At 48.1% G+C, this 15,242-nt stretch carries 7 protein-coding genes; all 7 read right to left on the bottom strand.

All coding sequences use genetic code 11. The features are described 5' to 3' along the window. Positions 1–62 precede the first annotated feature (62 nt). The 7 genes from NBH07_RS05245 to NBH07_RS05215 all read right to left on the bottom strand — a co-directional run bounded on the left by NBH07_RS05245 (position 63) and on the right by NBH07_RS05215 (position 15,224). Positions 63–1,316 (bottom strand): hypothetical protein, encoded by a 1,254-nt coding sequence (locus NBH07_RS05245; protein WP_008778569.1) that lies wholly within the window; start codon positions 1,314–1,316, stop codon positions 63–65. Between the two features lie 20 nt (positions 1,317–1,336). Then, on the bottom strand, positions 1,337–6,013 hold the full coding sequence (locus tag NBH07_RS05240; RefSeq protein ID WP_008781093.1) for a DUF8693 domain-containing protein: 4,677 nt from the start codon (positions 6,011–6,013) through the stop codon (positions 1,337–1,339). 10 nt (positions 6,014–6,023) lie between these two features. After that, complete coding sequence (locus tag NBH07_RS05235; RefSeq protein WP_227211402.1) at positions 6,024–7,643, bottom strand: hypothetical protein; 1,620 nt, start codon at positions 7,641–7,643, stop codon at positions 6,024–6,026. Positions 7,644–7,670: 27 nt separating this feature from the next. Next, a complete protein-coding gene (locus tag NBH07_RS05230; RefSeq protein WP_227211400.1) occupies positions 7,671–8,720 on the bottom strand; it encodes a hypothetical protein in 1,050 nt (349 codons plus the stop codon). 22 nt (positions 8,721–8,742) lie between these two features. Beyond that, positions 8,743–11,154, bottom strand: a complete 2,412-nt coding sequence (locus NBH07_RS05225) for a DUF4906 domain-containing protein (RefSeq protein ID WP_227211398.1) — start codon at positions 11,152–11,154, stop codon at positions 8,743–8,745. A 10-nt stretch (positions 11,155–11,164) separates the two neighbouring features. Continuing rightward, positions 11,165–13,501 carry a hypothetical protein gene (locus tag NBH07_RS05220; protein ID WP_122141066.1) on the bottom strand — a complete coding sequence of 779 codons (2,337 nt, stop codon included), beginning with the start codon at positions 13,499–13,501 and terminating at the stop codon, positions 11,165–11,167. 214 nt (positions 13,502–13,715) lie between these two features. After that, on the bottom strand, positions 13,716–15,224 hold the full coding sequence (locus tag NBH07_RS05215) for a hypothetical protein (RefSeq protein ID WP_250833481.1): 1,509 nt from the start codon (positions 15,222–15,224) through the stop codon (positions 13,716–13,718). Positions 15,225–15,242: the final 18 nt, after the last annotated feature.

Here is a 15,242-nt window from a genome sequence, read left to right as displayed (position 1 = left end):
GATCATGTATAGGGTCATTCTTCATCTCTTAAAGCCTCTCAATTTTTTCGCTTGGAAATATATCAATTACTATCATCACTCTTATCCAAGGGTAAATAAACATCACCATCCCAATTGGGATTGACGGTTACCTGAAGTACGTACTCCATTGTTGTCAATTTTTCATAATCGCCAAGTATCTTATAGTACTGATTCCGCTTAAAACAGATTTGAAACGGGTTCTTGCCCGAGTCCGGATTTTCGGGATCCACTGGTGTCTCCTCACCTCCCGGGATAATCCCGGTCCCATTCCCGGCATCACCCGGGATGGAGCGTAATTGAGCGTTTGCACTGCCTCCTGTACCTCCATTCTCGTCTGTGTCAACATCGCCATCTTCCTTTTTCTCTCTTACTTGTAAACGGCAAACGACTTGTTCCTCTTTTCCATCCTTGTCTATCGTTATGCGCAAACTAAGGGAGGTGCATACCGCCAATAGATTCGAGCCTATTATTTGTATATTATTATTCTTCACATCCGCGATATTCCTTTCCCATGAACCGATTACAAAATGTTCAAAACGTCCATTCCTTTTCATATCATAAGCCGAACGGAAATCATCGTACAGCCGTGCCTTTACCCGGGTATTAATGGAATCAGCAAGCAGATCAATTCGTTTGACTTCAGGCGCTACATTCTCTAAGTTCAGTTCTATCCCGGCAACCCCTCGATACAACCAACCGGTCAATTTCTTTGGGTTCTTGCTATCATAACGAAAGACGGTATCCGTATCCTGATAAACGACATTACCAAAAAACAGTTCCGGGGTTTTATATTCATCTTTGTCTAGCAACGTTATTTCCGCATGATTAAAATAGGAGTCGTTCAACTCAAACAACCGCTTTTCTCCTTGTTCTTCCGAATAAGCCACGGCCGTCATTCTGTATTCATACTCACTCTCCAAGGGAATTTTTCCTGTCGCCGTGAAACGAGGTTGTCCATCAGCGCCTGCATTCCCGGTCCGATGGGCAGGTAATACCAACTCATTGGCTCTTAAAAAGCCCTCCCTGTCAGTCTCGTATGTTTGGTCGGCCGGACGCTGATAAATATATACTTTTACTCGATCCACGTAAATCGGGCGGGTATTGGTTTCACCGGGGTTCCCCGGCCCTACCGGATTCGTTCGGGTGGTCAGTTCGTTACCACTGGAAGTAAAGTTAAACTCCACCGGCACCTCAACGGTTCTCTTTTCCTCCTCCCCCGGTTGTTCTTCCGAATCGCAACCTGTACTTAACAAGCCTAAACATAAAAGACTTATCATATATAATATCCGCTTCATCGTATCTTAATTTTACTGGTTCAAAATACCTTTACAACAGCACTGGTTCCATCCCGCAAATAGACCTTTACCACATAAGCCCCTTTAGCGATCGGCAGACGGTATTCGGCTGACTCCGATTGTACCCGGCCGGACATCCTTCCATCAATCGTAAAAACATCACAGCGCCGCATAAGCCCCTCGGTCGAACGCACAATAACCTGACCGCCGCTTTCATCCCGATAACAGAATACTTTTGGTTGTGTCGCGGCAATTACTCCGTTACTTGTCGCGATCGATTCTCCTTTCAAACAAAAACGCCCTATGTTGGTTGTCAGCCGTCCCAGCTCAATCTTATTTTCTTTTCCGGCAAGCAAGGGATGAATCCGGTTGTTGTCCAAATCTTTCAAGATCCAACCGGAATAGCTTTCGGGAATCGTTATCGACAAGTTGACATCCGCTGGCTTGGCTAAATATATACCGAGAGGTATCTCTCCGCCATTCGCACGTTGCTGAATATCCAGCGCACGTTGCTCTGCTATGGTAAACAAGGCGATTGTCGGGTTTATCTCATTTTCCAACAGGACTTCCGCATCCTCGTTCTCCCGGTAATGATCATTCGCTTTTTGGGAAAAATACACCAAAGCGCCGGATTGGCAGTTATCGGCTGATGCCATCAAGCGTACCGACCGGCTTGCCACGGAAGCGCTTTGTTTCCTCGACAACCGATTTGCCTGTTGCAGTTCCGGTTGTGTCTCTAACATGTCTTCAGTAAAGGTAATGGTACACGACTCCACCATCCGCTCTTCGCAAGTCACAAAAAAAGACTGCGTCGGGGCGATAGCCCGTAAGCCATCACCACCATTACCCGGCCTTGCTTCCAAGATACCATCACCATCCAAGTTATGGATCAGCGAGTTGGCTGTTCCATTTTGTCCATCATATATTTTAACGGAAGCAATATGCTCATTCCGCTCCAAGAATTTCTTTACATCGATATGAGTCATGAACGGATTGCCGACCAAGAACGTATTGTTATTAAAAGAGCCATTCTTAAATCGCATGACAACCGGGAAGGTGGCTTTCCCGTCTTCCTGCTCATAGATAAAACGTCCGGAATTATTCCTGTCATTTATCCGCACGCCTACGCTTAATTGAGTTCCCTTCTCATCATAATAATGATATTCCGTATGCTCCTTCGGGAAACGGAAAGTATACGTTTGGCCGTTATCACCTTCTTCCTTCTCGGATGGCTTCAACGGATGTACCCACACCGACAAGGCATTGAAATCAAATTCTTGCCCATCCAACGTATTCTTGTCATAGGGTGTAGCCAGCCAATTGAAAGGTTTAGTCCAGCCGGTCACGGCTATATCTACTTTATCTCCCGGTTTTACAAACGGGCGATTGCTTGAATTGATCAACTGCTCCATGTAAGCCGCATCCCAGATACGTTGATAAATAGTAGGCGTGACCCGGTTTTCTGGATAGTTATTCGCAGTCAACGAGGTGAATGTGTCCGGCAGTTGTATTCCATTGGCAGCGACAAACCAGTCTCCCGAATAGATTCTTTTCAACGGAGCTGCCACCATATAATATCGGTTGGGAGACAGTTCAATATCCACCCATGCCTTTTTATAATCCAGATGATGTGTGTTTTTCACCTCAGCGTTCGGTTCAAAATGAATATAGTTACAGCCGTTTGACGCATCCGCTTCCAGAATCGGATAAGCTTGTGCGGATTCAGGAATAATCACATTGGTACATGTCCAAGGCGAGCCCTTCGACCAATTTTCCCAGGCATTCCAGTCAGTGCCAGTCACATTTTCTAACCAAGTTGTTTCAAGCGGATGGACAGTAAAGTACAATTCAGACAATACGAACTCTGCATTTTCATCATCCTTGTCATAAATGATTAGTTTATACTCTCCGGCCTCTGTTGCCTCCCATATTTCTTGTTGGAAAATCCCTTTATGGATGGTAAAAGTTTTAGAAAATACCGGTTCTGCCGTATGAATATCATCCGCTTTCTTAAAGATGGACATCTTATAGTCCTTTTCCTCTTCTTCCTCAAATTTCGCTTGCCCATACAGCACGACCTTTTCCCCTTCGCAAATATGCGGAGTCGTTCGCAAATTCGCCAAACCACCCGCGCAACTTTCCGGATCCATACAATCAGGCAGCCCGTCGCCATCTATGTCGCTACGGAAAAAGAGGCCGTACAGATTATACCCTTCCAATGCGCTTACAACGGCCGCAAAAGCAATACGTACCTCATCATAAGGCAATGTCGGTTGCGAGATAAGATATCGCCTGTCACCATAGCCTATCACGTCCAACCCGACAGTATTCCAGTCCGAGAACTTCTCCCCGGTCTCTTGGCCGTTCAGATAAGTCGAAACCGTTATCCAGGAACCGACACCGGCTCCAAGCACAAACGTCTTGCTATCCAAGGCAAGCCCCAGTTGCTGGGTCTTATCCATGGTACGTCCTAATTTCACGCATAAGACAAGACCTGTCCCTACACCAACGGCAGGCGTATAGGTCAACGCAGTATTCATATCACCATCCAACAAAAGATCACCATTGACCAATGTCCCGGCAACGGAAACAGTTTGAAACGGTATTTGTAAAGACAGGGAAGCATTCGTCTCCTCCGTAGAAACGGCCAGGGCACAACCATTCTTTAGCGGGTCCGAACAATCATCATCGGCCGATTCCATAAAGCCATAATAAATACGCAACGTGTTCAAACCCAAATTCAACACGCCGGAAGTCCACAATTGGAATTCATCAAAATCCACACTCGCAGGAACCTTTACGCTATACCGTATCTTTTGAGATTGCTCGCTGCCTATCAAGCCAACCCCGACCACGTTGGACTCGTCGATTACATTCTCATACACGACCTCGCCATTCCTGAATAGCCGTATTCGCAAGAACTGCAAGACATCGGCATCCAAAAAAGTAGAGGCATTCTCTACGATAAAACCGACACGTTTATCACCCTCAATTCCTAAATCGAACGATTCTCCACCTACCGTCTTTATACCTATGATACCCAAGTTGCTTGCCACGCTCAAACCACTCACATAGGATGCGTAATTATCAAAATTCCCATCCAATATATTGGTCTTATCCTTGATATCGCTAATACTGATCAGGCCTCCGGTTACACCATACGTACTTGTCGAAAGCTCATATTTCTCATTTCCATCTGCGTTAAAAACAGGGGTTCCACAAGACGAACTAGGCGGACGGACTCCTTTTGTCAAAGTGACAGTTTCCGAACATGGGGGTTCAGCGGTACAATCTACCGCCGTAGCCTTGAATGTGTACACGCCCTCGACGGTTAATCCCGTTACTTTGGTAACGCCATTTGCCGTTTCTCCGATCTGAACGTTATTCATCACCTCTTGAGGATCGCGCGGATCTTCTCCTGAGAAAAACTCAAAATTCGTCAATTTCCACTTCACCTTCACATCCGGGTTGCTCCTCAATTCGTAAGTCGTTACGTTATCGCAAACCGTAGCGCTCAGACTGGGCTGGATCGGGCAGTGATGGTCTATTTCCGGTTTCTCCCTGACAAAACCATAATAGATACCCACCCCGCCTAGGTTCACACTTAACGCACCGGCTCCAACAGTCAGCCGGGCAGAATAAAAAGGAACCTTGGATGTGATGGCTGATGTGATCTCTCCCGTAGTGACAACTCCTAACTTCAATATGCCGGCCGATAAAGTTTCCGTTTGAACCTCTTTGTTGTTCTTATCATATAATGTAATGGTCACAAAACTTCCGAGTGACAAATCCAGGAGTCCTTTATTAAAATATTTAAACCCCACTTCCGTACCGGCAGGAAACTCGTAAGTTGTACCAATCTGCGCATGAAACCATTCTCCAATAGCCAACCCTCCTGTCCCCAAATAGTTGGTTGTATCTGAATCGAACAGTTTGTCATGAAAAGTATCCTCCCTTAGGGGTTTGTCTTTTACCGGCCAAGGCATGCCGTCGCACTTGTCATAGTCGATTTGTATGCCTTTTTCACCTAACCCTAATTCTATCCCGTATGTTTCTACTCCATCATAAGTCAAAAGCACTTCTTTCGGATCCCCGACAAACGCATACCTGATGCTTAGCTGATTAATAGCCTCTACATGTAAGCCTCCTTGCATCAAATAAATCTCATCAAAGTCTTTCGTCGTTTTTACACAGACATCTACAGAGACAGCATCAGAACCCGGAATCTTTATCAAGTCCAAACCGACCCCACCGGAAGACGCTCCTCCCACCGCTATGGTCTCCTGTTCTTTGCCATTTAAATAAGTCGTAATAGAAAACAACTGGATCACCTCCAGCGACAAAAGTCCTCCACTCTCAGTCGACGCCAAGCTGAAACCGGCAGTCGTTCCCCCCTTGTATGTGTTTTTCGTATCCTTAACACTCAAAACAGGCGATAGCAGCGCATCGACCTTAATACCGGTTATCGAAGCATAGTTGTTCAAGTCCGAATCGGTTATATACTCCAAATGACTATAGTTGGTCGCCACATTGGCTACTGACGAGATTCGGTTCACCATGCAATAAGGGCCTACCAACGCCCTACGCTTGGTAACCTTAACCGGTTGATTTCCGGTTTGCCCTTGTATATTCACAAACGATACCAACAGGAAAAGCAGGAAAACACCTCTTTTTATATATCGACTAATCGTGCGCATAGACTTTTTATTATTTACTTATTTCCCATATCTCTTTAATCTCCAACACCTCGCTTTTGGATATATCCGGATAAGTTATTACCAAAGACATCTCTTTCAGCGAACCGGAATAGTCTTTTATTTTGTCTTCAGACAAAAGTTTTTTAATATCGGTAATCAGTTCCACATCTTCTTCCTTAAAAGGCAATGCCTTTTCCAAATCACAGACGATTGTTGTCGTTTTAACTTGCTTCTCCCAATCGGTTTTCAAATTCAGTTCGTTCATCGGGCGATAGAACACGGAATATTTCTCATTCACTCCCTGTCCGGTCGAAATAGACGGGTTAAGGGTAAGCGAGAAGTCCGAATTCGTAGCTTCAGCCGTAGGATACCAACTGACCCCGGAAATCTTATTCTTTTCCGGATCCGCCAATCCGACCCAATTGAAAGCAAGATAAGAAACGCTCTTCCGCATCACGGTCGTATCCGCTTTCATACGCAGGCTTTCTGTCAGACCTGCCTCCGGAGCCTTTCCTGACAAATAATATTTATCCACTCCGGATTGTCCCTCGTAAACAATCGTTGCCCATGTTCCCGATTTTCTTTTTGCAGATTGGTCAAACAGACTACGGACGGTTGTATTATGTTCAAGTTTATTCAACAGCGTATTAACCAAATGGGTTTGGAAGTTTGATAAAACACCGCCTTCAGCCATGTCCGAATTGATTTGATCTAAAAAGTCGGATTTGCCTTCGCCCTGAATTTGCCCTTCTATTTCAGATAAACGCCCAATATATTTTGTGTATTTATCTTTCAAATCCGGATTCAGAATCTGTTCGGAAAAATACCGCTTCAAAGCATCCAAAAAGTCAACCGTCTTATCAACCACCGGCTGGCTTAACTCATCTTTATATTTCGACAAGACAAAAGCATAGAAATCCGATTGAAAATAGTTCTTTATATCTTCCGGTAACAAGCAGGTAGCCGGATAACCGGATATTTCCGTATCCCCCCCCTCTGTCTTTTCTTCCCAATCAGGAAGTTTCTCAAACCAGAAGTCGGTACGGGTCACCGCACGCCGCAACACGACCGGACAATTGTAAGGATTCTCCCGATCGGCACCTTGATCCGTCGACAAGATGTCCCGCGTGAAAACATAAAACATATTCCGGTCATTGAACGGCTGGAAGGGCATTTGCAAATAAACCGTCTCGTACGTCCCGGTCTCTCGCAGGGGAGACCACGGCTGACCGTCCGCACCTGTCCACCCGCAAACGGCGGAATCGATATTGGCCACAAAGACCGCATGATAGGTCTCACCCTGCGACAAGGTGTCTTTCAAAGCCTCCCGTTGCTCCCACGACATATTCTCGCGTCTCAACGGCCAACTCTCCCCGTCGGTATCCAACCCGGGGATTTCCCTCCGCTTCTCCAACGTCCCCTCCTCACTATACAGCAGGTAAGTAAGCGAGTTGATACGTACCCCTTTCGGCTGGTTTTCATGGATCACACGCGTGGCGGCACCAGCCGCGGTCGTGTAATCCACCACGAACTTACCAGCCGAAACCACCGATGCCGTAGGCTCCGGTATCTCATTTTCGCATCCGGCACAAAGGCATAAGCCGGCTAACAACCCCACAACCTTTTTCATATATACGATTCCATTCATTATTCACATTCATACTCCATCCCATGCGTCATCGTCGACATCCACCGTCGCATCGTTTCCATCGGCAAAACCGGCGTAACGCACCTCGAACGTTTCTTTATCCTTACCGTTAAACAAGACAATCGTCCGTGTATTCTTCTTGATTTCGATAGCATCCATCGGTACATCTTCTTCGGCACGTCCACGCAAGGCGTATTCTACCGAGGTATCATTCGCAAAAGAGACCGTCACCTTGGCGTCTGACAGTTCCCCCGGAAGCAGGGCGATCGGTAAGAGCTGTTCTTCCAACTGTCCTTCCACGCTTACGGTCCAATGAAATTTCCGCTGTTCACGCTCGATAACAAGCACCGAGTCACACGACTCGTCGCGGATATAGCAATTCCGGGCCGTTTTCATGCTGACCGTAATATCCGTCACCGCCCCATTCGTTGCCGTATCGAACTGGTCGGCCGGCTTTCCCATATTCAGGACGAATTGCCCGGTGACGCGTCTCATCAGCACTCTTTCGTTGGTCGGCATGTCGGTATCGACCCAGCGGTCGATGATTTTACGGTAAATCGCCAAGTCTTCCTTGCTCGCCTCATTCAACGCGACTTGATAGTCCAATACCGGTCGGTAGTCGATCGCGAAATCGTAAAGGTCCTTATATGTCAAAAACGTATTTTGAGTCGGAAACATCCCGCTTCCCATCCCTTGGCTTATATCCGGCACGCACACGAAAGCAAACTTATGCCAAACTCCGGGCAAATTCTCGACATGATAGGTTTGTCCCTCCAGGTCATAATATTTGTCGCAATACAAGACCACATTATACCGATCCCAATATTGATCCGAAGGATCGGTAGCCTCGGGTTTCCCGCTTTCCGGCCTGCGTTCCGCCACATAGAGCCGTACAAACTGCTGATCTGTTATCTCCCTCTCGGCGGTATTGTCCGCGGCGCGTGTAGCCACATGGAATGAGGCGACCGCCGTTTGCCCTTCTTGCGGAACCTCATTCGAGCATCCGGCAAGGCAAACCACCGCCCAGGCGCATATATATTTTCCTATCGTCTTATTCATCGCGTCTAATCCTTTTTTTCCACTATTTTTTATCCATGATCTCTTCCTCGTCCTCATTCCAGTCCTCGTCCGTATCGATCTCGCCGTCTACCGTTCCCGTATCGGGCCCTCGCCAACCGTTATAGCGGCGGGCGCAAATCACGTTGTAGAAACGCGAGCGCATCTCGACCCTCGCCTTGCCGTTCTTTTGCGCATTGGGCGAAAACTGCACGGCCCAACTGAACCCGGCAGTAATTCCGGCCGCATCGCTAGACGAGGGCGTGGAGGAAAAGAAGGAATAAGGTTCCATCTTCCAGTCTACATCCACAGTACGTGAGTATTCCCCGGGATAAGACCTCGACCCTCCGCTGATATGCCCGGCTATCGCCTGCAATTCGGTGTAAGCCGGCAAATACCACAAAATCTCGTTATAGTCGATCTTCCCGTTGCCGTTACGGTCGCGGTTCTTGCCCAAGGCATATCCCAACGCGATGTTCGATGGAATATTGCCGTCCGGATAAGCCGGATCGATGCCCCATTTGTCGCCGTTCAAAGCGATGTCATACAACACACGGGTATTGGTCAACCCATTCTTTTTCGAGTTTAGGTCGTCTGCCAGGATCTCATCCATCTTCAGACACCAATAATGCTGGAATCCCCATTGCATATTTTTCTTTTCCAAGATACGTTCCACGTAGAGCGTATCCAGTACCTTCTTCGCGAGATCCGTGGCAAACCTCTCGCGTATCACCATCTGGGCCGCGTACTGCTTGATCTCTACCTCTTTCACGTTTCCCGCCTGGTTCGAGAACAGGAGCTTGCCTGTACGGGGGGCTTTGAAGTAACGATCGTTACCGTGCGGATCCTTGATTGGCGGGATATACTCGTCCGTATGGATATAGAAGTAGTGCAACCCCGCCTCTCCGTCCAGACGGAAAGCGGCTTGATCGCAGCTAGCCTCCGCTCCCAGCTTACGGGGCTTATAGGATGGCGAGGCGGAAACCTCCAGCCAGGGGGTCTGGTCCGGATCGGCCACCCGCACCGTCCAGTTACTGGGCGAGTAGAGAAGTACCTGCGTCACGTTGGGATGGGCATCCAGCACGTCCTCGAAGTTCCCGTAGATAGTCAGCCCGCCGATCGGATTGGCATCCACGCGGGTGTCGGTCTTGTCCGCGTCGAAGATACGGATCCGGTAGTTATAGACATGGTTACGGCAGACGTTGAAGTCTTTGTAATTGTCCGAACCGAGGTAGATATAGTAGGTCACGTTGCTCGGATCCTCGCCCCCCACCGGATTCTTCTTGGTGTAGACACCGCGGATCATCAGGTAGGTGGCATACTTGAAGCCTCGCTCTTCCGCATTAACCGTATACTTACCGTTATTTATGCCTTCGTTTCTTTTGAATATCTTTTCGGCATCATCCGGATTCCGGCTTGTCCCGGCAAGCCCCCGCTTGTTGATTTGCTGATAATAGCGATACAAATCCTCATAACCATACTTTCCGGCAGTCTCGGGATCTTTTCCGATCAATCCTTTCAGGTTCTCCCAGTTCTTCTCTTGGTCGTACACCCTTCCTTGCCGGTTCTCGAACATCTTGAAAGAGGCGGTATAGGTATCATTCGTTCCAACCGCTCCTTTTACGATCTCGAAGTCCAATCTTTTTCCCTCTTGGTAAAATTGTGCCGAACGGTCTGCCTTGGCAGCATTACCGGCCACGACATACGAATAATCGCCTGCGCAAATATCCAGCGAATCCGACAATGCGTTGTCGGGATGACGATATCCCCAACTACCCACGTCATCAACCGACCCGCCGCCATCCAGCAGCATGCTGCCCTTCGGAATATTGTAAAGAAACATTTCCCCGACCGCGAATTTATCTTCCGGATCGTACGGTTCGAAAGAGACATTAAAATTGACTTGCGCCGTCAGACGCTTAACCGGGATGATGTATTCCTTTTTCAACTGGCCGGTCGTGGTCAGTTCCAACGGGAGGGAGCCGGTCATGATGTGTTTGCCGCCATAAGCTCCTTCCGGAGTTCGGATCGTGGTATATTTCGCCTTCAACCCAGTCAAAGTGACCGGAGAGTTGTTGATCAAATCTTCCGTCTCGTCTCCTTCCGGCAAATTGCACAAGGCATAGATGGATTGATCCTCCACGGCGGTCAGGTAGATATTGACCGAATGGTTATCGATCGTCAATTGCTGGTAAGCTTTATTGACCAATTTCCCATCTTTGTCAAACACCATGACCAACACATTTTCCAAAGACTCCTGCTGCCCGGTCTCACCGACCCGGGTAACAATCACCGGTGCCTCCTCGGTAGAAAAGCGGAAAGTGATCATCCCTTCCGTTACCCCCTCGCCCGGGTTTGAGCCGCCCTTGTCGAAGTCGTCTTCGCAACCGGACAACAAGGCGATCAGCATGATCCATATCCAAGTATATCGTTTCATATCGCTATATTTATTGTGCGTGACAGGCTTGACGGGCATAATACGCATTTTCCTTATTTTCTCTATAATAATCATCATCAACATTGCCTGAACGGTCAATCTTTGTCGCTAATGCGTTTTTATAATAACTGGCAGAATTAGAACTCCAATAAAATTTTCCTCGCTCTATATTCGCATCCGCGTTATCCTTATATTGCTTCAAGAAACATCTCAATGCGACTATCGATGGCAAGAACCAAAAAGGTTCTTCAGACTTCGCTTCTTCATAATCTATCTCAAGTTCTTTTCCCGCTTCTCCCAGAGCACAAACCTGTATGGCAGAGCCTTTAAAATCATCTATCCATGTTTTATTTATAAATTCCCGATAATTGGCCTTACCATCTGCCCAATGCTCTGTCACAACAAGAGAGCTCCAATACCCCCATCCGAGTGTCTGTCCGGCAGCCACGATATCCCCTGTAACCGCGTTTCGTTTCGTCCCAAAATCGAAACGACTGAAGCCACGATATCCGTCACTATCATCTTCCATTTTCACAATCAACGCATTGTATTGCTCCACGTACAAATCAGAGGAGGCACCGCTCACCACAGAACCGTTTTCATCAAGGGCCTCCAGTAGTAATCGGATCTTCCGTGTCTCTCGCTTATTTACCCAATCCGGGACACTCGCGTAATCAGCCATCCGAATGTAAATATCCTTTCCTCCAGTACCAGTCAATTCAGTGACATAACCGCTTGTCGTTTCGTCCCAAAACTGAATCCAAGGCGTATCCGAAGCATCACCGCCCGGTACCGCTGTCAGTTTCCAATTCTCATAAAGAATCGATGCGCTTATCTCCAAATGGTTCGTTCGCGAACCGATGCAATCGAAGATATAATATTTCTCACCGGCCTCTTCCGGCTCAGTTTTATACTTATTGCCATCCTTGTCCCGCAGAGACATCAAGGGAACAATAGGCACACTGGGAAATTCCACCGGAATATCCACTTCCTGCCAAGGTCCGGCCTCCACGGTCACCTTGGTTCCCGCCAGGCTTTCCGGATAGTCGCCTTCCGTATTATCTCCTTCCAGCTTATGCCCGATATGGTAAATCATATTCGGATGCAGGGAGTAGATCTCCGGGGTACTCTCCTTGCCTTCGTAAATGGCAGGGAAAGATTTGATCCGGGTCAATTCGCTTCCCGCAACAATCTGATCATCACTACCCGGCGCATCATTATATTTATACCCCCACAGTTCTACCTTCAGCGTGGCATCGAGGGTATTATTTTGAATGGGCAGCGCATACGCCCCCATCAAGATGGTATTCTCCCGTTGTTTCCGTCCTTCCAGATGATCGGTCGGTATACTGTACAAAAGATCACCGCTTCTGGTTTGCTCCGGTCGCGGTTTGAAACTCATCAGATCGAACTTACAAAGCGTTTGGCAAACCGGTTTCCCGTCAACCGATCCACCGAAATCCTGTAGGGACGGCTTGCCCTCCCGCGTCATCCCCCGTGTCAGGCCGATCCGCGCGTTTTGCTTCTGAAAGAGATTCAGGCGTACCTCTGTTACCCGATAGGGGGTATTACCTATATTCAGTTTATAAGGGATGTCCGAGAGGTAGCAAAGCACTCCGGCCACGCGGCGGCGCAGTTCCACTTCCACGACATTCAAATTGTCGGGCATGAAGTCGAACGCCTGCCAACCGGCGAAAAGCTCCGAATGCGCTATGTCGGGATGGCCGTAAGCGATTAATTCTTTATCTTGTTTTTTGTCAGTCGCAGCGGTTGTCGGGTCTTTCTCATAAGGCATAGGTTCGCCTGGGGCTTCTTTCGCAAGAACCGCTTGTGCCGCCGACAGTTTAGCTCCCGGTTTGGCGAATTCCGGCTGTTTATTGGCGGCATCAGCACCATAGGTCAGGCCATACGTATCGCCCGAGGCGTCGTCTAAGCCGACACATAATATCATATATTTGCCGGGGACCATGGCGATCTGGTCTTGCGGCAACAGAAGTTCAAACGTTTCGGTTTGCGGCTGTCCTTGCCCATAGCCCTCCTCTACCGAGGGATCCCAAGGGGTGCCGTTTTTCATCAGTAGCTGGGAAGCTACGACCTTGGTTTTTTTCGGGTCAATATCGTCCGCGGTCATATCACCGCAATAATAAAGGATGGCGTAGATTTGAGTCACGTGATGCAAGCTAGCCTGGCTGTACAGGTGTGTCTTGGTATCCAACTGCCCGGTAGTCAACCTAACGACGATACCCTTCTCGGGAAGACCCTCCGGAGAATCTATCGGTTCGTCAGCGCAACCCGCGAAGAGACAGGCAAGGAATATCAGGATTAAGATGCTCACATGTTTCATCATATCAGAAACTTTTCTTAAATTACTCGTTCTTGTTTTGTATAAATAGACATTATAACCGGCCCGTGTGCTTCCTTACATATAAAAAGGGGGGGGTGCCGGGGTGCTTATAGTTTCCTGTCTAGGAAACTGAATAGAGGAGCCGTGCCTTGTCGGCACAGCTCCCGTATAAAAGTGATTGTCCCTTATCAATCGGGAAGTCCGATGCGGGCGGACATTAGTCGATCTCCAGGTCGTGGATGAATTCCCACTGGTCGTTGATCTTGATTACCAACTCTTGGGATTTATCCAGCGGCTGTGGTTTATCCGGGTCAACGCCTGGTTTGTCGGGATCGTCGCCACCGCCACGCTTACCGATTTGGTACAGGTGGTTACGGTAGATGCTGTAATGATATTCCGTATCTTTCAGGGTAGCGTCGATAGAGGCGTCATCCAACTTAACAGACCAGGTCTGAAGGATGTATTCTTGGTCATTATCGTCAGTAGCGAAGCCTTTGCCTTGATCATTTCCTTTCTTCTTACCGACCAACTGAAGCTCGAAAGTATTCAAGGTCTCATCCTTGTCGAACGGGATGACGAATTCGCCGGCCAATACGGCGCCATCGGCTACGGTTACGGCGGCGTTGGTACCCTCATACGGGTTCTTCCATTTGGAGGTCTCACCGAGGTACTTCTTACCATCAACATCCATCGCAACACCTGTCCAGTCTCCATCATTGCCAAAGCTGAACCACTTCGTCAAGTCGATCTCATAAACGGTGTAGGCGTTATCTGTTCCTTCTTTGAATTCTGCGTCTTTAGTCAAAGCGCTGTCACTGAAACCATTGACAATATTCTCCTTGCCTACCTCGGTAGCGTCGTCGTTCTGCTTGTTCAGCTGGATGGTCATATCCAGACGGTCGTTACGGTTGGAAGCGACCAAACGCAATTTGGTAGACCAACATGCTGTTGTACCATCAGATAAAGCATTTCCATCCGCCGGGATATTCGAGAAGTAACCCAGCACACCGGCAACCTGACGCTTCAGCAACACGGTCCAAGAGACACTTTCCTTCGGTTCTAATGTCACCGGTTTGGATTGACCGGAGAATACCTCGCCGACAGCCCTGCTGGCGAATTTCGTATCTTTAGAATACTCAACAGACTTTGTTAACAGGTAAGGGAAGCCGGAACCCGGAGTGGTGGCGAAGTTGTGGGTGATGCCTCCCTTAATGTCATCCTCAGTAAGGTAAAGCCCCGGGATATTTTTCCAGTTATCATCATCCGGAGCAGTTTGCGCACCTTGGAACTTGAACGGAGCCGGATTGCCTTCCACCTCTGTCTCGTTCTGGCCTACGGCGTAGATCGTATAAGTCGAACCAGCCTGCAACTTATCCTTCCCTTCCAGCTTAATGGTTCTCTTACGGCCATATTTATATTCCTCGCAAGTATTGTCCCAGTTGTCCACATGGATGGTCTTAATCAACTTCTGTGTTCCAGTCTCCTCTTTGAAGATATACAGCATCACGTCCGTCACATCCTCGGATCCCCTGTTGTCCGTACTATACAAGGGACGAGACTTCGTGCTGAGCACGTCCGTATCTTGCATATCCAACACGATTACCTGTTCACCGGTGGCAACCTCGTTACCCGGTCCGTCCAAGATAGGATCGTCATCGTTGCCACAAGAAGTGAACGCTAACAGACCGCACAAAGCGACCGCGCCAAAGAAATAATTCTTTTTCATTTGCTTCTTCTTTTAAAT

It is taken from the genome of Parabacteroides sp. B2-S-102 (genome assembly GCF_023656665.1).
In the GTDB taxonomy this organism is placed as follows: Bacteria; Bacteroidota; Bacteroidia; order Bacteroidales; family Tannerellaceae; genus Parabacteroides; species Parabacteroides distasonis.
This window is presented reverse-complemented; position numbering and strand designations above follow the sequence as displayed.